This is a genomic window from Modestobacter sp. VKM Ac-2986 (genome assembly GCF_026967795.1).
GTDB lineage: Bacteria > Actinomycetota > Actinomycetes > Mycobacteriales > Geodermatophilaceae > Modestobacter.
On sequence record NZ_JAPVBH010000002.1, the window covers coordinates 305,189 to 329,911 of the forward strand.

General features: G+C 75.2%; 22 protein-coding genes. 10 read left to right on the forward strand and 12 right to left on the reverse strand.

Annotation, left to right across the window (positions count from 1 at the left end):
* Nucleotides 1-111 precede the first annotated feature (111 nt).
* The 4 genes from O2W14_RS05705 to O2W14_RS05720 form a co-directional block, all read right to left on the reverse strand.
* Nucleotides 112-921 (reverse strand): ABC transporter permease, encoded by an 810-nt coding sequence (locus tag O2W14_RS05705; protein WP_269175111.1) that lies wholly within the window; start codon nucleotides 919-921, stop codon nucleotides 112-114.
* Nucleotides 918-1,853 carry an ABC transporter ATP-binding protein gene (locus O2W14_RS05710; protein ID WP_269175532.1) on the reverse strand — a complete coding sequence of 312 codons (936 nt, stop codon included), beginning with the start codon at nucleotides 1,851-1,853 and terminating at the stop codon, nucleotides 918-920. Before O2W14_RS05710 ends, O2W14_RS05705 begins: the two co-directional genes overlap by 4 nt.
* A complete protein-coding gene (locus tag O2W14_RS05715; protein WP_269175112.1) occupies nucleotides 1,850-2,956 on the reverse strand; it encodes a sigma-E factor regulatory protein RseB domain-containing protein in 1,107 nt (368 codons plus the stop codon). Before O2W14_RS05715 ends, O2W14_RS05710 begins: the two co-directional genes overlap by 4 nt.
* 66 nt (nucleotides 2,957-3,022) lie before the next feature.
* Nucleotides 3,023-3,397 carry a hypothetical protein gene (locus O2W14_RS05720; protein WP_269175113.1) on the reverse strand — a complete coding sequence of 125 codons (375 nt, stop codon included), beginning with the start codon at nucleotides 3,395-3,397 and terminating at the stop codon, nucleotides 3,023-3,025.
* Between the two features lie 76 nt (nucleotides 3,398-3,473).
* Here O2W14_RS05720 and O2W14_RS05725 point away from each other — a divergent pair, with 76 nt between their 5' ends.
* Nucleotides 3,474-4,091 carry a hypothetical protein gene (locus O2W14_RS05725; protein WP_269175114.1) on the forward strand — a complete coding sequence of 206 codons (618 nt, stop codon included), beginning with the start codon at nucleotides 3,474-3,476 and terminating at the stop codon, nucleotides 4,089-4,091.
* A 1-nt stretch (nucleotide 4,092) separates the two neighbouring features.
* Here O2W14_RS05725 and metF read toward each other — a convergent pair whose 3' ends face one another.
* Nucleotides 4,093-5,022, reverse strand: a complete 930-nt coding sequence (gene metF, locus O2W14_RS05730; RefSeq protein ID WP_269175115.1) for a methylenetetrahydrofolate reductase [NAD(P)H] — start codon at nucleotides 5,020-5,022, stop codon at nucleotides 4,093-4,095.
* 92 nt (nucleotides 5,023-5,114) lie between these two features.
* Here metF and O2W14_RS05735 point away from each other — a divergent pair, with 92 nt between their 5' ends.
* Genes O2W14_RS05735 through O2W14_RS05745 form a run of 3 tightly spaced genes read left to right on the forward strand, consistent with a single transcriptional unit; the run spans nucleotide 5,115 to nucleotide 8,703 of the window.
* Nucleotides 5,115-6,263: a polyprenyl synthetase family protein gene (locus tag O2W14_RS05735; RefSeq protein ID WP_269175116.1), complete on the forward strand. Its 1,149-nt coding sequence runs from the start codon at nucleotides 5,115-5,117 to the stop codon at nucleotides 6,261-6,263.
* A complete protein-coding gene (gene crtI / locus O2W14_RS05740) occupies nucleotides 6,260-7,777 on the forward strand; it encodes a phytoene desaturase family protein (RefSeq protein WP_269175117.1) in 1,518 nt (505 codons plus the stop codon). The genes O2W14_RS05735 and crtI overlap by 4 nt, the downstream gene beginning before the upstream one ends.
* The gene (locus O2W14_RS05745; protein ID WP_269175118.1) at nucleotides 7,774-8,703 is read left to right on the forward strand and encodes a phytoene/squalene synthase family protein; all 930 of its coding nucleotides are present in this window, start codon (nucleotides 7,774-7,776) and stop codon (nucleotides 8,701-8,703) included. Before crtI ends, O2W14_RS05745 begins: the two co-directional genes overlap by 4 nt.
* Before the next feature lie 30 nt (nucleotides 8,704-8,733).
* Here the strand turns inward: O2W14_RS05745 and O2W14_RS05750 are convergent, their stop codons facing one another.
* The gene (locus tag O2W14_RS05750; RefSeq protein ID WP_269175119.1) at nucleotides 8,734-9,057 is read right to left on the reverse strand and encodes an Rv2175c family DNA-binding protein; all 324 of its coding nucleotides are present in this window, start codon (nucleotides 9,055-9,057) and stop codon (nucleotides 8,734-8,736) included.
* Between the two features lie 400 nt (nucleotides 9,058-9,457).
* Here O2W14_RS05750 and pknB point away from each other — a divergent pair, with 400 nt between their 5' ends.
* From pknB to O2W14_RS05765, 3 genes are all read left to right on the forward strand, one after another.
* The gene (pknB, locus tag O2W14_RS05755; protein WP_269175120.1) at nucleotides 9,458-11,476 is read left to right on the forward strand and encodes a Stk1 family PASTA domain-containing Ser/Thr kinase; all 2,019 of its coding nucleotides are present in this window, start codon (nucleotides 9,458-9,460) and stop codon (nucleotides 11,474-11,476) included.
* Nucleotides 11,477-11,487: 11 nt separating this feature from the next.
* Nucleotides 11,488-12,384, forward strand: coding sequence for a deoxyribonuclease IV (locus O2W14_RS05760; protein ID WP_269175121.1), 897 nt, complete (start codon nucleotides 11,488-11,490; stop codon nucleotides 12,382-12,384).
* A gap of 142 nt (nucleotides 12,385-12,526) precedes the next feature.
* Nucleotides 12,527-13,690 (forward strand): S8 family peptidase, encoded by a 1,164-nt coding sequence (locus O2W14_RS05765; protein ID WP_269175122.1) that lies wholly within the window; start codon nucleotides 12,527-12,529, stop codon nucleotides 13,688-13,690.
* A 60-nt stretch (nucleotides 13,691-13,750) separates the two neighbouring features.
* On the opposite strand, the gene O2W14_RS05770 is transcribed toward O2W14_RS05765, so the two are convergent.
* From O2W14_RS05770 to O2W14_RS05780, 3 genes are all read right to left on the reverse strand, one after another.
* The gene (locus tag O2W14_RS05770) at nucleotides 13,751-15,163 is read right to left on the reverse strand and encodes a GntP family permease (protein WP_269175123.1); all 1,413 of its coding nucleotides are present in this window, start codon (nucleotides 15,161-15,163) and stop codon (nucleotides 13,751-13,753) included.
* 257 nt (nucleotides 15,164-15,420) lie between these two features.
* Nucleotides 15,421-16,470 (reverse strand): threonine aldolase family protein, encoded by a 1,050-nt coding sequence (locus O2W14_RS05775; protein ID WP_269175124.1) that lies wholly within the window; start codon nucleotides 16,468-16,470, stop codon nucleotides 15,421-15,423.
* Nucleotides 16,471-16,545: 75 nt separating this feature from the next.
* Nucleotides 16,546-17,883 (reverse strand): class II 3-deoxy-7-phosphoheptulonate synthase, encoded by a 1,338-nt coding sequence (locus tag O2W14_RS05780; protein WP_269175125.1) that lies wholly within the window; start codon nucleotides 17,881-17,883, stop codon nucleotides 16,546-16,548.
* A gap of 141 nt (nucleotides 17,884-18,024) precedes the next feature.
* On the opposite strand from O2W14_RS05780, the gene O2W14_RS05785 reads away from it, so the two are divergent.
* Nucleotides 18,025-20,142, forward strand: a complete 2,118-nt coding sequence (locus tag O2W14_RS05785) for a methyl-accepting chemotaxis protein (RefSeq protein ID WP_269175126.1) — start codon at nucleotides 18,025-18,027, stop codon at nucleotides 20,140-20,142.
* A 104-nt stretch (nucleotides 20,143-20,246) separates the two neighbouring features.
* Here O2W14_RS05785 and O2W14_RS05790 read toward each other — a convergent pair whose 3' ends face one another.
* Nucleotides 20,247-20,750, reverse strand: coding sequence for a polyadenylate-specific 3'-exoribonuclease AS (locus tag O2W14_RS05790; RefSeq protein WP_269175127.1), 504 nt, complete (start codon nucleotides 20,748-20,750; stop codon nucleotides 20,247-20,249).
* A 134-nt stretch (nucleotides 20,751-20,884) separates the two neighbouring features.
* Between O2W14_RS05790 and O2W14_RS05795 the strand changes: the two genes are divergently transcribed.
* Nucleotides 20,885-22,174: a cation:proton antiporter domain-containing protein gene (locus O2W14_RS05795; protein WP_269175128.1), complete on the forward strand. Its 1,290-nt coding sequence runs from the start codon at nucleotides 20,885-20,887 to the stop codon at nucleotides 22,172-22,174.
* Between the two features lie 10 nt (nucleotides 22,175-22,184).
* On the opposite strand, the gene O2W14_RS05800 is transcribed toward O2W14_RS05795, so the two are convergent.
* Complete coding sequence (locus O2W14_RS05800) at nucleotides 22,185-23,432, reverse strand: alpha/beta hydrolase (protein ID WP_269175129.1); 1,248 nt, start codon at nucleotides 23,430-23,432, stop codon at nucleotides 22,185-22,187.
* Nucleotides 23,433-23,481: 49 nt separating this feature from the next.
* On the opposite strand from O2W14_RS05800, the gene O2W14_RS05805 reads away from it, so the two are divergent.
* Nucleotides 23,482-23,904, forward strand: a complete 423-nt coding sequence (locus tag O2W14_RS05805; protein WP_269175130.1) for a RidA family protein — start codon at nucleotides 23,482-23,484, stop codon at nucleotides 23,902-23,904.
* Nucleotides 23,905-23,914: 10 nt separating this feature from the next.
* Here O2W14_RS05805 and O2W14_RS05810 read toward each other — a convergent pair whose 3' ends face one another.
* Nucleotides 23,915-24,697: a lysophospholipid acyltransferase family protein gene (locus O2W14_RS05810; RefSeq protein WP_269175131.1), complete on the reverse strand. Its 783-nt coding sequence runs from the start codon at nucleotides 24,695-24,697 to the stop codon at nucleotides 23,915-23,917.
* Between the last annotated feature and the right edge of the window lie 26 nt (nucleotides 24,698-24,723).

The window sequence follows — 24,723 nt, forward strand, 5'->3', positions numbered from 1 at the left end:
CCGTCCTCCCTCACCAACGGCTGTCCTTCCTCACCAACGCTGGTGCGGGAGGACAGCCGTTGATCAGGTCACCTGATCCAACTCCGGCGACCGGGGACAGCTGTCGGGCCGCTAGGAGGTGATGTCCTTGGTGGTGAAGTTGGCCCAGGCCGCGCTGACCAGCACCACGACGTAGACGGCCTGCAGCCCGATGCCGCGCACGACGTCCCGCCACAGCACCGGCTCGCGGAACAGGTCGACGAAGGCCAGCCAGTAGCGGGTGGGCAGGTAGGGCGCGAAGGACGACGCCGCGTCCAGGGTGAACAGCAGCGACGAGGCGATGAGCACCGCCAGGGCACCCAGGGCCGCGGCCAGCGGGGAGTCGGTGAGGGTGGAGAAGAACAGCGCGAACGCGGCCACCCCCAGCATCGAGACGGTGATGTAGCCGATCGCCAGCACGGTGCGCCAGGCGATCTGCTCGGGCGTGATCGTGGTGCCCGACAGGGTCGTCCCGCCGATCGGCTGGACGTCGAAGAGCAACTGCCCGGTCACGTAGCCCACCGCGGCCACCACCACCACGGTGACCAGCACGAACGCGATGACCGAGACCAGCTTGGCCACCAGCAACCGGGTGCGGCCGGCCGGGCGGGCCAGCAGGTACCGCAGCGTGCCGGCCTGGGCCTCCCCCGCGACGGCCTCGCCGGCGACGACGGAGACCGCGATCGGCAGGAACAGCGGCAGCACGATGGCCAGCGCGGCCAGCGGGTAGAGCGTGCCGTTGGTGAGCACGGCGGAGAGGAACACCGGCCCCTCCCCCGGCCGCGGCGCGAGGTCGGTGACCGCCAGCAGCACGGCCACCAGCACCGGCAGGGCGTTGAGCATCGCGATCGTCACCCAGGTGCGGGGACGGCGGAACAGCTTGCGCAGCTCGACGGCGATCACCGGCGCGACCGCTCGCCCGGTGCGTCGACCCGGTCGGCGCTGGTGCTCGCCGCGGCCAGCACCACCTCCTCCAGGGTCGGGCGCTCCAGCGCCAGCCCGGTCACCGGCACCCCGGCGGCGACCAGCGCCGCGTTGACCTCGGCGGGGTCCGCGCCACGCACCACCGCGCGACCGTCGGAGGTCCGCAGCACCCGGCCGTCGAAGGCGGCGCGCACCCGGTCGGGGTCCGGGGTCTCCACGACGGTGGCACCGGTGGGCGCGGTGAGGGTGGCCAGCTGGTCCTGCAGCACGAGCCGCCCGCGGTCCAGCACGCCGACCCGGGTGCACAGCTGCTCGACCTCGGCCAGCAGGTGGCTGGAGAGGAACACCGTCGTCCCACCCCGGTTGAGCTCCAGCAGCAGGTCGCGGATCTCGTGGATGCCCTGCGGGTCCAGCCCGTTGGTCGGCTCGTCGAGCACCAGCAGCTCCGGACGCCGCAGCAGCGCCGCGCCCAGGCCGAGCCGCTGCCGCATGCCGAGGGAGAAGTCCTTCACCGGCCGCCGGCCCACCCCGGCCAGGCCGACCTGCTCGAGCACCGTGTCGATCCGCGCCGTGCGGGTGCGCCGCGACCCACCGGGCCCGGCGGCGTCGAACAGCGACAGGTTGGCCCGGGCGGGCAGGTGGCCGTAGTGCGCCGGGCCCTCGATCAGCGCGCCCACCCGGGGCAGCACGCGGCGGGCCCGCTTCGGCATCGGCTCGCCGAGCAGCTGCACCTCCCCCTCGGTGGGCAGCACCAGGCCCAGCAGCATCCGCACGGTCGTGGTCTTGCCCGAGCCGTTGGCGCCGAGGAAGCCGTAGACGTCGCCGGCGCGGACGTCGAGGTCGATGCCGTCGACCGCGCGCAGCCGCCCGTAGCGCTTGACCAGGCCGGTGGTGCCGATGACGGTGCTCAGGGTGCCTCTCCGGTGAGCTCGGTGGCCGCGGCGGCCAGCGCGTCGAGGGTGACGGTGCCGGTCAGCAGCACCGCGCCGTCGGGGCCGTCGGCCAGCATCAGCCCCAGCGGCCCGGCGGCGATCCGGACGCCGAGGTCGTCCACCACCGCGCCGGGCGCACCGGCCAGCGCGGTGCGCAGCCCGTTCGACGCGCGGCCGGGCAGGGCGCTGACGGTGAGCAGGGTGACCCCGCGGCCGTAGACGCCGACCGTGGCGGGCGCGCCCTCGATCGTGCGGCGGCCCAGGCCGGCGAGGGCGGCGGGCAGCACCAGCGTGCTGTCCCGGGTGCCGCGGGTGGCCGCCTGCAGCAGCTGCGGGTCCTGGCCCGCGCGGACCTCCGCGGCGGGCGGAACGGCGAAGTCGACGACCTCGACCTCCGGCGTGGTGAGGTCGAGCTCCAGGAAGGACGAGTCGACGGCGGGCTCACCACCGGACTCCCCGAACACCTGCACCCGCAGCGGCAGCCCGCTGGCCGCGTCGACCCACACGTCGACCCGGCCCACCGAGGCCGACCCCTCGGCCGGCACGACCCGCAGCCCCAGGGCGTCCCGGCCGGCGACCCGGTCGGCGCCGAAGCGGCTGAGCTCGGCGTCCGTGGCCTCCGACAGCAGCCGGCGGCCCAGCGCGCTGGGCAGCAGGTCCGGGGCGGTGGGCAGGGCCAGCGCGGTGTCCGCGGTGCGGGTCGCGGCGCTCGCCACGTAGTCCCAGGTCCAGGTGCCACCGGCGTCGGCGTGCACGCCGGTCTCCCCGGTGGGCGAGACGACGTCCACCCGCCAGTCGGCCGGCCCGCGGTACCAGGCGCGCATCGTCGTCCGGTCGCTGAGCAGGTCCGCGACGCCGGTCAGCTGCTCCCCCACCGGCAGCGCCAGCCCGCCGGCGGCCTGGGCGTACCCGGCGAAGGCCACGCCCGTGGAGTCCAGCGCGGCCCGGCGCAGGTCGGCGGCCGGGGTGCCGGCGTCGGAGGCCGGCAGCGCACCGATCAGCGGGGGCAGGGCGAGCAGCACCGCGACACCGCCGCCGACGGCCGCCCACCGGCGGGCTGCACCGGTCCGCCGTCGTCGCACGCGGGCCACGGTACGTCGGCATCCTGTGCCCGGCCCGGCGCTCGGGCCGAGCGTCCAGCCCTGCGCTCAGCCCAGCGCGACCACCAGGCAGCACCCGGCGAGGACCAGGCAGACCGGGGTCATCACCAGCCGCTCGGGACGGCTGCGGCTGATCCCGTTCAGCACGACGCCGAGCACGAAGTAGCCGGTCAGCACCCACAGCGCGACCTGCAGCCAGCCCGGCACGGCCGGGGACCGCAGGGCCGCGCCGAGGACCACCGCCGCGAACACCGCGTACAGCCCGATCGACACCGCACTGCCGATCCGCAGGGCGCGCGGCAGCACCCGGTGCTGCCCGCCCCAGGCCAGGTGCCCGTACGGGCGGCCGGCGGCCAGCAGCGCCTGCAGCACCGCCAGCCCGGTCAGCACGACGACGGCGAGGACGGCGGACCCGGTGAGCACGCGGGCACCGTAGTGGCTCCCGCCGCCCGGGAGGACGACGTGCGACGGCCCGCCCGGCCCCCTACGGTCGGTGCCCATGGCCGCCCCGATCAGCGACGCCGTGGTCGTCGACGTCCTCCGCCGGGTCGACCGCGGGCTCACCCCGCTCGCCGAGCGCCTCGGCCGCCCGCCGCGGGTGCACCTCGCCCGGCGCGCCGCCTGGTGGGCCGAGCGGGTCAGCCGGGTCGCCGCCGGGGTCTCCGCCGCGCCGCGGTTCGCCGGCAAGCTCGCCGACCTGCTGCCGCTGCAGAACACCGTGGGCTCGGCGGTGCAGGCCCTCGTCGTCCTCGGGGTGGCCGGTGAGCACGACGTCGTCGACCCCGCCGCGCGCATCTCGCTGCTGGCCCGGGTGCTGCTGGACCGCGACCTGCCCGCCGACCGGGTCGCCCCGCTGCTGACCCGGACGAGGGGCAGCTACGTCGACGAGGCGCTGGGCACCGACCGCTCGGGCCTGGACGGCGCAGCCCGCAGCCTGTGGCGGGCCGCCCGGCTGCTGAGCCGCATCGACGACGCCCTCGACGCCCGCCCCAAGGGCAAGCTCCGCCACCGCGCGCTGGCCCAGCTGCCGGTGGTCGGCGTCGTCGGTGGCTACGCCGCCGAGCGGGAGGGCCTGCGCCGGGCGGCGCAGGAGGCCGAGCAGCTGCTCGGCAGCTGAGTCAGACCGCCAGCGCCGCGGCCGGCGCCCCGGTGTCGACGCCCTCCCCGGCCAGGCTCGCGTAGACCTCACGCGTGGCCGTGGAGCGGTTCATGGTGATGAAGTGGATGCCGGGCACGCCCTCGGCGAGCAGCCGCTGGCACATCTGCGTGGCCACCTCTACGCCGTAGGCGCGCATGGCCCGCTTCTGGGCAGGCGTGTCGCCGTCCAGCTCGGCGAACCGGTCGGCCAGCTCGTCGGGGAACGCCTGCCCGGACAGCTGCACGATCCGGGTGATCTGCCGGGCGTTGGTGACCGGCATGACCCCGGCGATGATCGGCACGTCGCAGCCGCGGGCGGCGACCCGGTCGCGCAACCGCAGGTAGTCCTCCACCCGGAAGAACATCTGGGTGATCGCGAAGTCGGCACCGGCACGGCACTTGGCCACGAACATGTCGGTGTCGGACTCCAGGTCCGGCGAGCGCGGGTGCTGCTCGGGGAAGGCGGCCACGCCCACGCAGAAGTCGCCGATGCCCTTGATCAGCTCGACCAGCTCGGCGGCGTAGCGGAGCCCGTCGGGGTGCGCGGCCCACTCGGCCTGCGGGTCGGCACCGGGCGGGTCGCCGCGCAGCGCCAGCAGGTTGCGCACCCCTGCGGCGGCCAGCCGGCTGATCACGTGCCGCAGCTCGGCGACGCTGTGGTCGACCGCGGTCAGGTGGGCCAGCGGCAGCATCGTGGTGTCGCTGGCGATCTGCTCGGTCACCGAGACGGTGCCCTCGCGGGTCGAGCCGCCGGCGCCGTAGGTGACGGAGACGAACGAGGGCTGGAGGCGCTCGAGCTCACGGAGCGCGGTCCACAGCTGGACCTCGCCGGTGTCGTCCTTCGGGGGGAAGAACTCGAAGGACCAGGTGGGCTGCTCGCGTGAGAGCAGGTCGCGAACGGTGCCGGTCACGGGGGTCGAGACTACGTGCGCGCCGGGCGCCCTGTCGGCAGAACGCCACCCGGTGGCGGTCGCGCCACGCCGAGTTGGGCAATACTCGCCTCGTGACAACCGGGACGCAGCAGCGCGAACCCTCCGCCGGGAGCGCCACCGAGACCACGGGACGACCCGCTCTCGCGGTCGCCGACCTCGACCGGCTGCGGGCCGCCGTCGAGTCGGCGCTCCGCTCCTTCCTGACCGAGCAGCGCGAGACGCTGGCCGCCATGGCCGCCGAGCTGGTGCCGGTCGCCGACGAGGTCGTCGCCGTCGCCGGCGGGGGGAAGCGGTTGCGGCCGGCCTTCGCCTACTGGGGCTGGCGCGGCTTCGCCGCCGCCTCGGGCGTGGCGCGCGAGACCGACGACGCGGTGCTGCGCGCGGTGGCCGCGCTGGAGCTGGTGCACAGCTCCGCCCTGGTGCACGACGACGTGATGGACGCCGCCGTCACCCGGCGCGGCCGCCCGGCCACGCACGTGGGCTTCGCCGACCGGCACGACGGCCACGCCCTGGACGGCGACGCGGCGGCCTTCGGCGTGGGCGCGGCGATCCTGGTCGGCGACCTGGCCCTGGTCTGGTCCGACGAGCTGCTGCGCCGGTCGGGCATCTCCACCGACGCCCTGGCCCGGGTCCGCCCGGTCTGGGACACCATGCGCACCGAGGTCACCGCCGGTCAGTACCTGGACCTGCTGCGCGCCGCCGGTGGCCTGCCCGGCCCGGCCGGTGCGCTCAAGGTCGCCCGGTTCAAGAGCGCCGGCTACACCGTGCAGCGCCCCCTCCAGCTGGGCGCCGCGCTGGCCTGCGCCGGGCCCGCGGCCATGGAGGTCTGCAGCGCGGTCGGCCTGCCCCTGGGCGAGGCCTTCCAGCTGCGGGACGACGTCCTGGGCGTGTTCGGCGACCCCTCGGTCACCGGCAAGTCCGTCGACGACGACCTGCGGGAGGGCAAGCGCACGCTGCTGGTCGCGCTGACCGAGGAGGGCACCGACGACGCCGGCCGGCGTCTGCTGGCGGGCACGCTGGGCAACAGCGCCGCCGACCCGGCCGAGCTCGACGGCGTCCGGGCGCTGATGACCCGCAGCGGCGCCCTGGCCCGGGTCGAGGAGCGGATCGCCGAGCAGACCGGCCAGGCCCGAGCCGCGATCGCCGGCGCACCCCTGGCCGACGACGCCCGCCAGGCGCTGGACGCCCTCGCCGTCGCCGCCACCACCCGCGCGGCATGAAGCGCTTCCTGGACCGTCCCCTGCGCACCGTCCCCGGCCGCACCGACCGGGTCGTCGTCATCGGCGCGGGCCTGGCCGGGCTGTCGGCGGCGATGCGGCTGCGCGGCGCCGGCCGCGAGGTCACCGTCGTCGACCGTGTCCCGGGCCCCGGCGGCCGGGCCGGCCGGGTGGAGCGCCGCGGCTACGCACTGGACACCGGGCCCTCGGTGTTCACCGCCCCCGAGGTGGTCTCCGACGCCTTCGCCGCCCTCGGCGCGCGGATGGAGGACACCCTCACGCTCACGCCGCTGGACACCACCTACCGGGCGCAGTTCGCCGACGGCTCGCACCTGGACGTGCACGCCGACCGCACCGCCTTCGCCGCCGAGGTCGAGGCGCTGTGCGGGCCGGGCGAGGCCGCGGCCCTGCTGCGCTACCTCGACGACCTGGCCGAGCTCTACGAGCTGCAGCTGCGCACCTTCATCGACCGCAACCTCGACTCCCCGCTGGACCTGCTCGGCCCCGAGCTGCTCCAGCTGGTCCGCCGGGGCGGGTTCCGCCGGCTGTCGAACCACGTCGAGGGCTTCTTCACCGACGACCGGCTGCGCCGGCTGTTCAGCTTCCAGGCCCTCTACGCCGGGGTGTCGCCGTTCAAGGCGATCGCGGCCTACGCCGTCATCGCCCAGCTCGACATCGGCGCCGGGGTCTGGCACCCCCAGGGCGGGATCGGCGCCGTCCCGCGGGCGATGGCCGCCGCCGCGGCCGCGGCCGGGGTCGAGTTCCGCTACGGCACCGAGGTCGACCGGCTGGAGACCTCCGGCAGCCGGGTCACCGGTGTCGCGCTGGCCGGCGGCGACCTGCTGCCCGCCGACGCGGTCGTGGTCACCGCCGACGCCCCGCACCGGCTGGTGCCCGGGCTCCGCGGTCCGCGCCGGCCGGTCTACTCGCCGTCCTGCGTCGCCCTGCACCTGGGCGTGAAGGCCGAGCTGCCCGGCCAGGCGCACCACACGATCAGCTTCGGGGAGTCCTGGCAGCAGGTGTTCGACGAGCTGACCCGCGACGGGCGGCCGATGAGCGACCCGAGCCTGTTGATCAGCATGCCCTCGCGCACCGACCGCTCGCTGGCCCCCGAGGGCGGGCAGGTGCTCAGCGTCGTGGCGCCCACGCCGAACCTGGACCCGCGCAGCGGCGGCAACCCAGACATCGACTGGCCCCGGCTGCGCGGCCCCTACCGGGACGAGCTGCTGGCCACCCTGGAGGCCCGCGGCTGGACCGGCATCGGCGACGCGATCGAGGTCGAGGAGCTGCTGGACCCCCGCGACTGGGAGGCCCAGGGCATGGTCGCCGGCACGCCGTTCGCCCTCGCCCACACCTTCGGCCAGACCGGCCCGTTCCGGCCCTCGACGCTGCCGCGCAGCGGCCCGGAGAACGTCGTGCTGGCCGGCTCGTCGGTGCAGCCGGGCGTCGGCGTGCCGATGGTGGTCATCAGCGGGCGGCTGGCCGCGGAGCGGATCACCGGCCCGGTGCCGGCGTGACGGTCGCTCCCCCCAGCACCCGCGCGGCCCAGCAGGAGCAGCTGGACGCCGCCTACGCGGTGTGCCGCGGGATCGCCGCCGAGCACGGCAAGTCCTACTTCCTGGCCACCCGGCTGCTCACCCCCGACCGCCGGTCGGCCGTCCACGCGCTCTACGCCGCCGCGCGGGTGGCCGACGACATCGTCGACGTGGGCGCCGACGAGCCCGGCCGGGACCCCGAAGGCGAGCTGCTGACCTGGTCGCGGGCCGCGCTGGCCGAGGTCGAGGCCGGCTGGTCCGACGACCCGGTGCGGCTGGCGCTGGCGCACACCTACCGCCGGTACGACATCCCGCTGGAGCACCTGGTCGACTTCCTGGCCGCGATGACCAGCGACCTCGACGTCACCGGCTACCCCGACCTGGCCGCGCTGGACCGGTACATGTGGGGCTCGGCGTCGGTGATCGGGCTCCAGGTGCTGCCCGTGCTGGGCACCGCCCCCGGCGTGGTCCGCGAGGAGGCCGCCCCGCACGCGATCGCGCTCGGCGAGGCCTTCCAGCTGACCAACTTCCTCCGCGACGTCGCCGAGGACGTCGACCGCGGCCGGGTCTACCTGCCCGAGGACATGATGGCCGCGCACGGGGTGACCCGCGAGCAGCTGTCCGCCCGGCGGCACACCCCCGGCTTCACCGCGCTGATGCGCGAGATGGTCGACGTCACCCGCCGCCGCTACGACGACGCCGCGCTCGGCACGCCGATGCTGGCCCGGGAGTCGCGCGACTGCGTGCGTGCCGCGACCGACCTCTACGGCGGCATCCTCACCGAGATCGAGCGGGCGGGGTACCGGGTGCTCGACGGCCGGGTGCGGGTGTCCAAGCCACGCCGGCTCGCCGTCTTCGCCCGGCGGCTGACCGCCGCGCAGCTCGCCCGGGTGGGCACCGGCCGCTGACCCCGCGCGCGCGGGGTCAGCGACGGGTCGTCAGAGCGCCAGCGCCTGGGCGCGGCGGGTGACCTCGGTGTGCCGGTCGCCGCGCAGCGCCTCGACCGGCGTGCCCGGCAGGGAGTCGTCGACCTCGAAGAGCCAGGCGAAGGCCTCCTCGTCGGTGAACCGGCCGTCGTAGAGCACGGTGAGCAGGCCCGGCAGGTGCTTGAGGACGGCGCCGTCCTGGATGAAGTCGGCGGGGATCTTGCTGTTGCCGCTGCCGGGCACGGCCATCAGCTTCCGCTCGGCGATCAGCTGGCGGACCTTGTTGGTCGAGACGCCGAGCTGCGCGGCGACCTCAGCGGGGGTGAGCGTGTCCATGACCGCCGAGCCTATGGCGCCGGGCGGGCCCGCGAGCGGGCGGCCGGTCACCGCGCGCCCCGCCGGGCGCCGACAGCGGTCCCGACGGCGTGGCGCGGCCTCCCGGCAGCCTGCTGCCAGGGTCAGCGCACACCATGGGGGGCGTGTGGACCGGACACCTCGCGCGCACGGCGACCAGCCGCCGTCCCCGCGCCGTCCCGCACCCGCCGCCGGCGCTGGACACGCGGGCAGCGCACCGTCGCCCCCCAGCCGTCCCACTGGCCACCCGGGGCGCTCCCCGACCACGCTGCGTCGTCCCACGCGTCCGCCTGGTCACTCCCGTCGACCGGTGTCCGTCCCGTGACCTGACGACCCGCGTCATCACGGTCCCGGCGCCCTCGGCGCTCCTAGACTCGCCCCCGTGGAGACCGTCGTGACCGACCCCGTGGTCGGCCTGGTGCTCGAGGGGCGCTACCGCCTCGAGGAGCGCCTGGCGCGCGGCGGCATGTCCACCGTCTACGCCGCCACCGACCTGCGGCTGCACCGCACGGTCGCGGTCAAGGTGATGGCCGAGCACCTGGCCCACGACCCGGCGTTCGTCGACCGGTTCACCCGCGAGGCGCGGGCCACCGCGATGCTCAGCCACGTCAACGTCGTCTCCGTCAGCGACCAGGGCGCCGACCAAGGACTGGTCTTCCTGGTCATGGAGCTCGTCCGCGGCCGCACGCTGCGCGACCTGCTGCAGGCCCGCGGGCGGCTGACCGTCGGTGAGGCCTTCGCCGTGCTGGAGCCGGTGCTGGCCGGGCTGACCGCCGCCCACCGGGCCGGCATCGCCCACCGCGACGTCAAGCCCGAGAACGTCCTGATCGCCACCGACGGCCAGGTCAAGGTCGCCGACTTCGGCCTGGCCCGCGCCGTGGCCGGCACCGGGCAGACCAGCCACACCGGCGGGGTGCTGATCGGCACCGTCGCCTACCTGTCCCCCGAGCAGCTCGAACGCGGGCGCAGCGACGCCCGCAGCGACGTCTACGCCGCCGGCGTGATGTTCTACGAGCTGCTCACCGGCCACCCGCCCTACGTCGGTGACAGCGCGCTGGCCGTGGCCTACCAGCACGTGCACCACGACGTGCCCGCACCGTCGGCCGAGGTGCCCGGCGTGCCGTGGCAGGTCGACGAGCTGGTCGCCCGCACCACCCGGCGCGACCCGGCCGGCCGGCCGCTGGACGCCGGGGCCTTCCTCGCCGAGCTGACCGACCTGCGCGCGGACCTGGGCCTGGCCCGGGTGCCGGTGCCCACCGGCCGCCCGGCCGGCGACCCCACCGCCACCCTGCGGCCGATCACCCGGTCGACCGCGCCCCGCCCGCGGCACCCCAGCTCGCCCGGCGGCCGGCACAGCGACCCCGTCGGCGACCCGCGCACCGAGGTCTTCGGGGCGGTCCGCGGCGACCGCGGCCGGGGCACCACCGTGCTGCCGGGCATGGGCGGCGGCCCGACCACCGCCGTCGGCCGGGCCCGCCCCTCCCCGGTGCGCCCGGGCGTGCCGCAGCACATCCGCCGGCGCCGGGCCCGGCTCGCCGTCGCCCTGGTGCTGCTGCTGGCCGTCACGATCGGTGCGGTGGCGTGGTGGCTGGGCACCGGGCGCTGGACCGACGTCCCCGACCTGGTCGGCAAGGACCGCGACACCGCCATCGGACTGCTGCAGGAGGCCGGGCTGGACCCGGAGCTCGGCGCGCAGGAGTTCAGCGAGGACGTCCCCGAGGGCGCGGTCATCTCCGCCGACCCCGCGCAGGGCGAGGCGATCCGCGGCACCGACGTGCAGCTGGTGACCTCCCGGGGGCCCGAACGCTTCACCGTCGGCGGGGAGCTCGTCGGCCAGCCCGTCGACCAGGTGCTGGCCCGGCTGTCCACCGACCTGCCCGGCGTGACGGTCGCCCGCGCCGACGACTTCAGCGCCGACGTGCCGCGCGACGCCGTCCTCGCCTTCGACCCCGCCCCGGGCACCGCGCTCAAGCGCGGCGACACCGTCACCGTCGTCGTCTCCTCCGGGCCCGCCCCGGTCGACGTGCCCGACGTCGTGGGCCAGTCGCCCGAGGCCGCGCAGTCGACCCTGGAGCAGCTGGGCTTCACCGTGCAGCGCGACGGCGACCGGACCGCCTCGGTGCCCGTCGGCTCGGTCATGGCGGTCACCCCCGGCCCGGACGCCGGCGCGCAGCAGTACGGCAGCGAGGTCACGATCACCGTCTCCGAGGGCCTGCCCCAGGTGGCCGTGCCCGACGTCACCGGCCAGAGCCGGGACGACGCGCAGCGCGTGCTGGAGGAGGCCGGCCTGGACGTCGAGGTGCAGCAGTTCTTCGGCAACCGGGTCATCCGGCAGACCCCCGCCGCCGGGGAGACCGTCGACCTGGGCACCACCGTGACCATCCTCGCGACGTTCGGCTGACCCGCGCACCCGTGACCTCCCCGCACACCCCGCCGCCGGTCGGCGCGCACGTCCAGGTCAGGGGCGGCCTCGCGAAGGGCGGTCTGGCCTACACCGACGCCGTCGGGGCCCGCGCCGTCCAGGTGTTCGTGGGCAACCCCCGCGGCTGGCGGCCCAGCGCCGGCGACCCGGCCCAGGACGCCGCGTTCACCGCGGGCTGCGCCGAGCGCGGGGTGCCGTCGTTCGTCCACGCGCCGTTCCTGGTCAACGTGGGCTCCCCCAGCGAGGCCACCGTCGACCAGTCGGTCGAGACCGTCCGGCACACGCTGGCCCGCGGCACCCAGCTGGGCGTGCAGGGCGTCGTGGTGCACGCCGGCTCCGCGGTCGGCGCCGACCGGTACGAGGCGGCGCTGGCCCAACTGCACGAGCGGTTGCTGCCGGTGCTGGACGAGCTGCCCGAGGGCGCGCCACGGCTGCTGATCGAGCCCACCGCCGGCGGCGGGCGGTCGCTGGCTGCGACCGTGGAGGACCTGGGGCCCTACCTGGCCGCGCTGGAGGACCACCCCGCGGTCGGCGTCTGCTTCGACACCTGCCACGCCTGGGCCGCCGGGCACGACCTCGCCGCCCCCGGCGGGATGACCGCCACGCTGGACGCGCTGGTGGCCACCGTGGGACCGGGCCGGCTCGGGCTGGTGCACGCCAACGACTCCCTCGACGCCTGCGGCTCCACCCGCGACCGGCACACCACCATCGGCGCCGGCTCGATCGGCACCGCCCCCTTCGCCGAGCTGCTCACCCACCCGGCGGTCTCCGGCGTCCCGGTGGTCGTCGAGACCCCCAGCGAGGACGACGGCCACGCCCGTGACATCGCCCTGCTGTGCGCCCTGCGGGACGGCGTCCTCGCAGGTCGGGCCCCGGTTGCCGGCTGACACGCCCACGGTCGGCGACGCGCCGGGCGCAAACGATCCCACCGGCCCGGGGGTTCCCCCTCCGGGACGAGCGGGCTTCACTCGACGTGTCCGTGTCGCACCACAGAGTGCGGCCTCACCGCATCGAGGAGAGCCCCGGCCCATGCGCACCCGTCTGACCACGCTGGCCTTCAGCGCCCTGTCCGTCACCGCCCTGACGGTGACCGGGGTCGGTGCCGGCACCGCCTCCGCCGCCCCGCAGGCACAGGACACCTACATCGTCAGCCTCACCCCCGGCTCCCCGGCGGCGGCGATCGCGGCCCAGGCCGTGCAGCGGCTCGGCGGCGAGGTCGACCACGTCTACACCGCGGCGCTGACCGGCTTCGCCGTCACGCTGCCCACCACCGTGGCCGCCCGGCTGTCGACGCTGCCCGGGGTCGCGTCGGTGGAGCTGGACCAGCCGGTGCAGCTGGCCGCCACCCAGAGCGGGGCGACCTGGGGCCTGGACCGGGTCGACCAGCGGGCCCTGCCGCTGAGCAGCAGCTACAGCTACACCGCCACCGGCGCGGGGGTCACCGCCTACGTCATCGACACCGGGGTCCGCCTCGACCACACCGACCTGGCCGGGCGCGCGGTGTCCGGCTACGACGCGGTGGACGGCGGGACCGCCGACGACTGCAACGGCCACGGCACGCACGTCGCGGGCACCGTGGGCGGGGCGCGGTACGGCGTGGCCAAGGGCGTGCGCCTGGTCGGCGTCCGGGTGCTGGACTGCGCGGGCAGCGGCACCAACGCCGGGGTCATCGCCGGCATCGACTGGGTCACCGCCCACCACCAGGCCGGTGCCCCGGCCGTGGCGAACATGAGCCTGGGCGGCGGGGCCAGCACCGCGGTCGACGCGGCGGTGCAGCGCTCCATCGCCGACGGCGTCACCTACGCGGTGGCCGCGGGCAACGGCAACTCCCGCGGGGTCCCGCAGGACGCCTGCGGCGGCTCGCCGTCCCGGGTGCCGGCCGCGCTGACCGTCGGCGCCACCGACCGCACCGACGCCCCGGCCTCGTTCAGCAACTACGGCTCCTGCGTCGACCTGTTCGCCCCCGGCGTCGGCATCACCAGCGACTGGTACACCTCCGCCACGGCGACCAGCACCATCAGCGGGACGTCGATGGCCACCCCGCACGTGGCCGGCGTCGCCGCGCTCTACCTGCAGGGCAACCCCACGGCCAGCCCGGCGACGGTCTCGACCGCCGTCCTGGGGGCCACCACCAAGGACCGGGTGAAGACCACCCGGACCGCGGCCAACGACCTGCTCTTCAGCGCGTACTGAGCCGACCGCACCCGGGGCCGGGTCGCCCGCACCCCGCGGGCGGCCCGGCCCTGTGCGTGGTCAGACGACCAGGCTCAGCAGCGCGGCGATCACGAAGCCGACGACGCCGATCAGCGTCTCCATCACCGTCCAGGTGCGCAGCGTGGTCTTCACGTCCATCTCCAGGAACCGGCCGACCAGCCAGAAGCCCGAGTCGTTGACGTGGGACAGCACGGTGGCACCGCAGGCGATCGCGATGACCACGAGGGAGACGTCGAGCCGGGACAGGTCGGCGGACTCGACGGCCGGGGCGATGAGCCCGGCGGTGGTCAGCAGCGCCACGGTGGCCGAGCCCTGGGCGACCCGCAGGCAGGTGGCGATCACGAACGCGGCCACGATGACCGGCAGGCCGATCGACTCGAGGCTGTCGGCCAGGGCGGTGCCGATGCCGCTGGCGCGCAGGACGCCGCCGAACATGCCGCCCGCGCCGGTGATCAGGATGATCGCGCAGACCGGGCCCAGGGAGTCGTTGAGCAGCGTCTCGGTCTCTGCGCGGCTGAACCGCTCCCGGGCGAGCACGACCATCGCGACCAGCACGGTGATCAGGAGGGCGACCGGGGTCTGGCCGAGCAGGGTGACCCACTGCAGCCAGCCGGCCTCCTCGTCGACGGCGCCCGCGGTGGCCAGCGTGGTGAACCCGGTGTTGAGCAGGATGAGCACCAGCGGCAGCAGGAGGAGCAGCAGCACGGTGCTGAACCGGGGCGGGGCCTTGCGGCCGACCGCCGTCGTGACGCCCCCGCCGGTGCCCTCGCCGTCGTGGTCGGCCGCGCCGGCCACCGACGAGGGCACCGGCACCTGGAACCGCTTACCGGCCCACAGGCCGTACAGGTAGGCCGCGACGTACCAGGTGGGCAGGCCGACGACGAGGCCCACCACCACCAGCAGGCCGATGTCGGCGCCGAGGATGTCACCGGCGCCGACCGGGCCGGGGTGCGGCGGGACGAAGGCGTGCATGACGGCGAAGGCGCCGGCGGCGGGGAGCGCGTAGGTGAGCACCGAGCCGCCGAAGCGCCGCGCGACGCTGAAGATGATCGGCAGGAAGACGACGAAGCCGGCGTCGAAGAAGATCGGGAACCCGAACAGCAGCGAGGCCACGCCCAGGGCCAGCGGCGCCCGGCGCTCACCGAACCGGTTGATCAGCGTGTCCGCCAGCACCTGCGCGCCGCCGGTGACCTCCAGCAGCTTGCCGATCATGGCCCCGAGCCCGACCAGCAGGGCGACGCTGGCCAGCGTCGAGCCGAAGCCGGACAGCAGTGTGGAGACCACGTCGCCGACCGGGATGCGGGTGGCGAGAGCGGTCAGCAGGCTCACCAGGACCAGCGCCACGAAGGCGTGGACCCTGAACTTCATGATCAGCACCAGCAGCAGGGCGACCGCGGCGACGGCGATCAGCAGCAGGGCGGTGGTGCCCAGGACGGGTTCCGGTGGTGGCACGGGGGACCTCTTCGAGTCGTCGGTGACCGGGTCTCCCCCGCGGTCACGGAGGAGGTGACCACTGTGTCAGGGGCGGCTCCCCCGCACGTCCCCCGCGCATCTCGGTTCGGACTCGGTGCCCGCCGCGACGTCTGCGATCTCGTGGCCTCCGGCCCCGGGTGGCCACGAGATCGCACATCTCGCGGGACCCGGCGAGGACGACGACCAGCCCCCGGGCCACGGCGTCCGGTCCGGCCCGCCGACGGCGGGGCGGCCGGTCAGCGGGCGATGAGCTCGCCGAGCACCTTCGCTGCGCGCTCCACCCCGGCCCGGTCGACGTCCAGGTGGGTGACCAGCCGGACCCGCCGGGCGCTGACGTGCCCGACCAGGACCCCCTGGGCCCGGGCGGCCGGCACCACGGTCTCGGCGTCCACGTCGTCGAGCACGACCATGTTGGTGTGCACCCGCGCCGGGTCGGCGCCGAGGAGGTCGGCGAGGAGCCGGGCGTGCTCGTGGTCCTCGGCCAGCCGCTCGAGGTGGTGGTCGAGGGCGTGGGCGCCGGCCGCGGCCAGCACGCCGACCTGCCGCATCCCGCCACCGAGCCGCTTGCGCCACAGCCGGGCGGCCGCGATGCGCTCGGCGCTGGCCACCAGCACCGAGCCGACCGGTGCGCCCAGGCCCTTGGACAGGCAGACCGAGGCGGTGTCGGCGAGCCGACCGTAGGTGGACAGCGGGACGCCGGAGGCGACGTGGGCGTTCCAGATCCGGGCGCCGTCGAGGTGCACGTTGACCCCGGCCCCGCGGGACCAGTCCCAGAGCTTCTCCAGCTCCGCCAGCGGCTGCACGAGCCCGCCGCCGCGGTTGTGGGTGTTCTCCACGGCCACCGCGGCGGTCGCGGTGAGGTGCCAGTCGTCCTTCGGGCGCACCTGGGCGATGAGCTGGTCGGCCGACACCGTCCCGGCGTCGCCGTACCCGCCCCCACCGCTACCGGAGACGACCGTGCGCGAGGACAGCCCGAACAGCGCGGCCGCCGCACCCATCTCGTAGGTGAAGACGTGCGCGTCGGCGTCCCCGAGGACCTCCTGGCCGGGCTCGCAGACCAGCCGCAGGCCGATCTGGTTGCCCATCGTGCCGCTGGGCACGAAGAGCGCAGCCTCGTGGCCGAACATGTCCGCGACCCGCTCCTCCAGGGCGTTGACCGTGGGGTCCTCGACGTAGACGTCGTCGCCCACCTCGGCCTCGGCCATCGCCCGCCGCATGCCGGGAGTGGGACGGGTCAGGGTGTCCGAGCGCAGGTCGACGGCGCCGGTGGTGTCAGAACTGGTCATTCGACTGTGCCTCTCGGCCCCACTGCAGGGGCCCGCCGCGAGCTTGCGAGTGGTGGGGGGCAGTGGGGCCCTTCGTCACGAACGCAGCATCTCGGAGACGAGGAACGCCAGCTCCAGGGACTGCCCGGTGTTCAGCCGCGGGTCGCAGGCGGTCTCGTACCGGCTGTTGAGGTCGTCGTCGCTGATCTCCATCGCCCCGCCGAGGCACTCGGTGACGTCCTCACCGGTGAGCTCGACGTGGATGCCGCCGGGCCAGGTGCCCAGCGAGCGGTGCACGGCGAAGAAGCCGAGCACCTCGTCGACCACCCGGTCGAAGTGCCGCGTCTTGTAGCCACTCGGCGACTCGTGGGTGTTGCCGTGCATCGGGTCGCACTGCCACACGACCTGGTGGCCGCTGGCGGTGACCTTCTCCACGATGCCGGGGAGGACGTCGCGGATCTTCCCGTTGCCCATCCGGCTGATCAGGGTGAGCCGGCCGGGCAGGCCCTCGGGGTCCAGCCGCTCGACCAGCTCGGTGGCCTGCTCCGGGGTGGTCGTGGGGCCGATCTTCACGCCGATCGGGTTGGCCAGCCGGGAGACGAACTCGATGTGCGCCCCGTCCATCTGGCGGGTGCGCTCCCCCACCCAGACGAAGTGCCCGCTCAGCGCGTACGGGCGCCCCTCGTGCAGGCGCAGCAGGGCGCGCTCGTAGTCCAGGATCAGCGCCTCGTGGCTGCTGAACAGCTCCACGCCGCGCATCGCCTCGGAGTCGATGCCGCAGGCACGCATGAACGCCAGCGCCCGGTCGATCTCCTGGGCGATGACGTCGTAGCGCACCCCGGCCGGGGAGCTGGCGACGAAGTCCTTGTTCCAGTCGTGGACGGCGTGCAGGTCGGCCATGCCACCGCGGGCGTAGGCCCGGATCATGTTCATCGCTGCCGCGGAGTTGGCGTAGGCGCGCACCAGCCGGTTGGGGTCGGGGATCCGCTCCTCGAGCACCGGGTTGAGCGAGTTGACCATGTCGCCCCGGTAGGAGGGCAGCCCCAGCGCGTCGGTGTTGGACGAGCGCGGCTTGGCGTACTGCCCGGCGACCCGGCCGACCTTGACCACCGGCACGCTCGCGCCGTAGGTGAGGACGACGGCCATCTGCAGCAGCGTGCGGGTGGTGGCCTGCAGGTGCGGCTCGGTGTTCAGGTCGAAGGTCTCCGCGCAGTCCCCGCCCTGCAGCAGGAACGCCTTGCCCTGCGCGACGTCGGCCAGCTGGGCCCGCAGGCTGTCGACCTCGGCCGGCGCCACGATCGGCGGCACGGTGGTGAGGGTGGACAGCACGGCGTCCAGCGCGGCGCGGTCGGGCCACTCGGGCTGCTGGGCGGCGGGCAGCTCCCGCCACCGGTCCAGGTCCGGTACCAGCTCAGCGGCTTCAGGGAGGCTCACGACACGAGGGTACCGGCGGCCCGCAGCCCCACCGGCACCGCGCGGCCCCAGCGGGGCCACCGGTACCGGTGATCGACCCCCCTGCCGATGAGGGACCCGAGGCGGGATCTCCCGTCCGGGGAAGCGGGCCAGGGAGCACACGTGCGCAGGGGCATCAGGACGAAGGTCGTGGCGCTGGCGGTCGCCAGCATCGCGGTCACGGGGACGGCCATGGTGGGGGTGAGCGCCTGGCAGAGCGGGCGGTTCGCCGACGACGCCCGGGTCGACGTCCAGGAGCTGGTCGACCACAGCATCGAGCAGACCGCCGACGGCGTCTACGACGTCGTGGCGACGCAGGGCGAGTCCACGGCGGCCAAGGTCGACTCCGACCTGCAGGTGGCCAACTACGTCCTCCAGCAGAACGGGGGGCTGAGCCTGGGCTCGCCCACCCGCAACACCGTCCAGTGGGACGCCAAGAACCAGGTCACCAGTGAGGTCACCCCGGTCGCGCTTCCCCGCGTCCTGGTGGGCGAGGACTGGTTGGGCCAGAACGCCGACGTGGCGCAGCCGACCCCCGTGGTCGACCAGGTGCAGTCCCTCGTCGGTGGCACCACCACGATCTTCCAGCGGATGAACGACGCCGGCGACATGCTCCGCGTGGGCACCAACGTCGTCAGCGCCACCGGCAGCCGGGCCATCGGCACCTACATCCCCGCGGTCGGCGCGGACAACGCCCCGAACGCCGTCATCGGCGCCGTCCTGGCCGGTCAGACCTACCGGGGGACGGCGTTCGTCGTCGACTCCTGGTACGTCACGGCCTACCAGCCGCTGTTCGACGAGGCCGGCCAGGTGATCGGCATGGTCTACGTGGGCGTCAAGCAGGAGAACCTGCCCGCCCTGCGGGAGAGCCTGCAGACCACCACGGCCGGCGAGAACGGCACGGTCTGGGCCCTGGGCGGCACGGGCGACCGGGCCGGCACGGTGCTGATCAGCAAGGACGGGCAGTCCGAGGGCACCGCGCTGATGGACGCCCAGGACGCCGACGGCAAGGCCTACATCGCCGAGGTCGTGGCGGCCGCGGTCGAGCTGGGCGACGGCGAGCAGGCGACCGTCCGCTACCGGGACGACGCGACCGGCACGCACACCGTGCAGGTCGCCTATTACAAGCCGTGGGACTGGGTGCTCGTCGTCGACGCCCAGGACAGCGACTTCGCCGGCCCGGTCACCCGGCTGGACGAGGGGCGCTCGGCGATGGCCACCGCGCTGGTGGTCGCCGCCCTGCTGATCGGGGTCGTCGGCTTCTTCATCGCCTGGTCGATGGGCCGCCGGCTCACCGCACCGCTGGACGGCCTGCGCCAGCGGATGGCCGAGATCGCCGACGGCGAGGGCGACCTCACCCAGCGGGTCGACGAGTCCGCCCGCGACGAGGTCGGCGAGCTGGCCGCGGCGTTCAACCGCTTCGTGGACAAGGTGGCCGGCACCATCCGGGACATCGGCTCGGCCGCCGGCTCCCTGGCGTCCTCCGCCTCCGGGGTCTCCCGCATCGCCGACGGGCTCGGCGAGCGCGCCGTCCGCAGCCGGGACCAGGCCCGCCACGCCCACGCCGCGGCCTCCGACATCAGCTCCGGCGTCTCCTCCGCCGCCGCCGGTGCCGAGCAGATGGGCTCGGCGATCCGCGAGATCGCCCGCAGCGCCAGCGACGCCAGCCACGTCGGTCAGGGTGCGGTCGACCTCGCCGCCGCGACCGAGACCGCGATCGCGGCCCTGGGCACCAGCTCGCGGGAGATCAGCGACGTCGTCAAGGTCATCTCCGCGGTCGCCGAGCAGACCAACCTGCTGGCGCTCAACGCCACCATCGAGGCCGCCCGCGCCGGGGAGGCCGGCAAGGGCTTCGCCGTCGTCGCCACCGAGGTCAAGGAGCTGGCCCAGGAGTCCTCGCGGGCCAGCGAGGAGATCCACCAGCGGGTGCAGTCGATCCAGGCAGACACCAGCGCGGCGGTCGGCTCGATCAGCCAGATCGTGGCCGTCATCCGCGAGATGAACGACCACCAGACCACCATCGCCAGCGCGGTGGAGGAGCAGACGGCGGTCACCAACGAGCTCTCCCGCAGCGTCAGCTCGGTCGCCGACGGCGCCACCTCGGTCACCGAGACGATGAACGACGTCACCAACGACGCCGACCGCACCGCGGCCGACGTCGACCAGGCGCGCACCGCGGCCCGGGAGCTCGACCAGCTCTCCGGTGAGCTGAACCGCCTGATCAACGTCTTCACCGTGTAGGGACCCCGCGAGGAGGCCGGGACGGGGCCGTCAGCAGCGCTCAGCTGCCGGCGGCCCCGTCCGCGTTCCCGGGCACGGTGTGCGCCGAGGCCGCCTCCCCGCACTCAGCGGCCGGCGGCCCGCTCCGCTGCCTCGATGACCTGCCAGCGGGTGAGGTTGTAGCGGGCGTCGACCAGGGCGTCGTGGGTGCCGGCCGGCTTCGGGGGCAGGGCCGGCTGGCCGGCGTCGTCCCACCGCTGGCGCAACTCGTGGGTGAACCGCGGGACCGACCGGGGCAGCGCGGGCATCGCGCCCCACAGCTGGGCCAGCACCACGTGGTCGTAGGCGGCGAACCAGGCCCACAGCTCGACCTCCTCCCCGGGTGCGGTGAGGAAGGACAGCAGGTCCTCGCGGATGCGCTGCCGGCTGCGCCACGCCTTGTCCGCCGGGGGCGGCAGCTGGTCCAGGACGTTGCGGCGCACCCACGGGACGGCCCGGTCGGGGTCGAACTCGGTGCTGACGGCGTAGAACTCCCGGCCGGTCTCGTCGACCACCCCGATCGACACCAGGTCGATCGTGGTGCCGTCCTCGATGAACTCGGTGTCGTAGAAGAAGCGCCGCACGGTCACGCGGACACCGTAGGCGTCCGGGTGCCCGGGCCGCCCGGGGCCGCAGGGCCGGGACGGCGGCGGGCGTGCATCCTGTGAGCGATGAGCCAGGACGACGCACCACAGCCCACCCTGTCCGCGGCGAGCTGACCGGCGTGGACCCCACCGGCACGACCTACGCCCTGGCCGGCGCCGCCGCGCTGCTGGCGGCGCTGCTGCCCCGGCTGCTGCGCCGGCTCCCCGTCTCCGTGCCGATGGTGGTCGTCGCCGTCGGGCTCGTCGTCTTCGCCCTGTTCCAGGGCCTGCCCGACCCGGACCCGATGGAGCACGCGACCATCACGGTGCACCTGACCGAGGCGTGCGTGATCATCTCGCTGCTCGGCGCGGGCCTGGCCCTGGACCGGCCCGTGGGCTGGCACCGCTGGGCCACCACCTGGCGGCTGCTGGCGGTCACCATGCCGCTGACCATCGTCGTCACCGCACTGCTGGGCGCCTGGCTGCTGGGCCTGGGCGCCGCCGCGGCCGTCCTGCTGGCCGCGGTACTGGCCCCCACCGACCCGGTGCTCGCCACCGAGGTGCAGGTCGGCGAGCCGACCGAGGACATCGAGAGCGAGGACGAGGCCCGCTTCGCCCTCACCGCGGAGGCCGGGCTCAACGACGGGCTGGCCTTCCCGTTCACCTACGCCGCGATCGCCATGGCCACCGTCGGGGCGGCGCCCTCGCAGTGGCTGGTCGACTGGCTGCTGCTGGACGTGCTGTGGCGGCTGGCCGCCGGGGTGGCCATCGGCATCGCCGTGGGCTGGGTGCTCCGGCTGCTGTTCTTCTCCGCCCGCTCCCAGCAGGTCGGGCTCGCCGAGCGGGCCGAGGGCTTCGTCGCCCTGGCCACCGTCTTCCTGGCCTACGGGGTCACCGAGCTCGCCGAGGGCTACGGCTTCGTCGCCGTCTTCGTCTGCGCGTGCACGATCCGCGCCGCGGAGCGTGCCCACGGCGCGCACAAGACGCTGCACACCTACGTCGAGCAGGTGGAGCGGCTGCTGACGATGGTCCTGCTCGTGCTGCTGGGCGGGGCGGTCGCCCGCGGGGCGCTGGCCGACGTGACGGTGGCCGAGGTCGTCCTGGCCGTGCTGGTGCTCCTCGTCGTCCGACCGGCCGCCGGCTGGCTGGGGCTGGCGCGGGGCAAGACCGGACGCCGGGAGCGCGCGGTCATCTCCTTCTTCGGCGTCCGCGGGATCGGCTCGCTGTACTACCTGGCCTACGCGCTGGAGAAGGCCGAGTTCGCCGGGGCCGAGCAGCTGTGGCGGGTGACGGTGCTGGTCGTGCTGGGCTCGGTCGTCGTCCACGGCATCGCCGCGACCCCGGTGATGGCCCGGCTGGACCGGCACCGGGAGAAGGCGGCCGTCGCCCTGCACGGCACGACCGACGCGGCCACCACGACGGCGGTCTGAGCCGGACCGGTCAGCCCGCCCTGCTCGCCGGCAGCACCCGCTCGACCGCGAGCGCCGTCCGGACAGCGGTGCCCAGCAGCCGGGACGGGCCACGCCGCGGGAGGGCGGACAGCCGGGGGGCCAGCGCGGACAGCCGGTGGTGCCCACCGGTGCGGACCACCTGGTCGACCAGCAGCGCCGCTGCGCGGTGGGTGTCCAGCGCGCTGTGGCCCGTCCCGGCCAGCGGTACCAGCACGGCGTCGGGCAGCAGCCCGGTGACCTCCTCGGCCACCGCCCGCGGGGCGCGGAGGTCGCGGTCCCCGGACACCACCGCGGTCGGCCACGAGAAGTCCGGCAGCTCGACCCGCAGGTCGTAGGGCTCACCGGTGAACGGCGTGGCAGCGGCGGCGGCGGCGAAGGAGAGGTTGACGTCCAGCGGCTGCCCGTCCGGATCGGGTGCGTAGCCGAGCTCGGCGAACGCGATCCGGGCCACCAGGTCGGACTCCATGAACAGGGGCCGGCGGACGTCGGCCTCGGCGGCCCCCAGCGTGGACAGCCGCTCCCAGGTACGTCGGCCGCGCCCGGACAGCCGGAGGCGGAGGAGCTGCTCGAGGGCGTCCGGCCCGGCGAACTCGTGCACCAGCTGGGCGACCGCACCGGTCGACTCCACGGTCACCGCCCCGGACGCCACGGCGGCGCGCATCAGCTCCGCGGCCCGCGCCGTGCTCGGGTGGCGGCCCTCCCAGTACAGCTCCCGCAGCGTCCGGCGCACCACCCGGTCGTCGTGCGCGCTCAGCACCGCCGAGTCCAGCACCATCCCGGCCACCCGCCCGGGGTGCCGGACGCCGAACCCGGCGGCGAGGTAGCTGCCGTAGGAGGACCCGTGCACAACGGCCCGCGAGGCGCCGCAGTCGTCGAGGACCGCCGCGAGGTCGGCCACCACCTGCTCGATGGTGAACGCCTCCGGCGGCAGGTCCCGCCCCTCGTCGTCCGTGCGGGACAGCCCGACGCCGCGGTGCTCGACCATGACCACGTCGATGCCGCGCCGGGCCGCCTCGTCCCGGAAGGCGGCGTACGGCAGCACCGAGGCCAGGCCCGGGCCACCGGGGAGGACGAGCAGCGGCTGGTCGCCGGCCGGGCCCTCCCGGACGTAGGCCAGCTCGAACGTCTGCCCCGGACGGTCGGGGGCGACCGGCCGCCGCACCCGGTGGACCCGCGGGTCGGCGTCCAGTCGCCGGCGCAGCCGTGCCGTGCGGTCCCGTCGTCCCCCGGTGCCCATGTCCGTCCAACGGGAGACCGGACGGCGGCGTTCCGGGCAGGATGGGCCGGTGCCCGCAGCGATCGAGTTCGTCCGCCCCGCCGGCCTGACCGACCGGGCCCCGTACGCCTACGCCGCCGTGGTGGGCCCCGGCCGCACGGTGTTCACCGCCGGCGCCTGCCCGCTGGACGCCGCCGGGACCACCGTCGCGGTCGGCGACGTCGCCGGGCAGGCACGGCAGGTGGTGGCGAACCTGGTCACCGCGCGCGCCGCGGCCGGGGCCGGGCTGCCCGACGTGGTGCGGACGACGGTGTACGTGGCGTCGACCGAGCGGGCCGACCTGGTGACCGCCTGGGACGTCGTCCGGGCGGCCTTCGGGGACCACGACGCACCCAGCACGCTGCTCGGGGTCACCGTGCTCGGGTACCCCGACCAGCTGGTCGAGGTGGAGGCCGTCGCCGTCCTGCCCGCGGAGCCCTCGCACGCCGGGTGAACGGCGCGGGTCACCCGGCCAGGGAGTCCGGGAGCCGGTCGACGGCCTCGCGCGGCTGCGGCTGCAGGCGCCCGACGGCGTCCTGCGCCGAGGCACCCGTGGTGTCCATCGACTTCTTCACCTTGGCGCCGTACAGGTCGACGTACTCCTGGCCGGACAGCTCCATGATCTCGTACATGATCTCGTCGGTGATGGAGCGCTCGACGAAGCGGTCACCGCTGAGCCCGGCGTAGCGGGAGAAGTCCAGCGGCTTCCCGAAGCGCACGGTGACCTCGGCGAAGACCTCGCCCAGCACCCGGCCGGCCCGGCCCGGCAGCGGCACCCGGCGCGGCCGGTAGACCATCGCGACCGGGACGACGGGGGCGCCGGTCTCCAGCGTCATCCGGGCGACGCCGGTCTTGCCGCGGAACAGCCGGCCGTCGGGCGAGCGGGTGCCCTCGGGGTAGATGCCCAGCAGCCTGCCCTCGCGGAGGATGCGCATCCCGGTGCGGATGGCGTCCTCGGCGGCGCTGGCGTTGGTGCGGTCGATGGGCACCTGACCGCTGCCGGCGAAGAAGGCACGCTGCGCGGCGCCCTTGAGCCCGTGACCGGTGAAGTACTCGGCCTTGGCCAGGAACGTGACCCGGCGGCGCAGCGACAGGGGCATGAAGACCCAGTCGGCGGCCGACAGGTGGTTGCTCGCCACGATCGCCGCGCCCTTGGCCGGCACGTGCTCGGTGCCCTCGGCGGTGGGCCGCAGCGCGAGCCTGACGATCGGCCCGACGGCCACGAACTTGAGGAACCAGTAGAACAACGCGCCTCCCTCAGCGACTGTCAGAC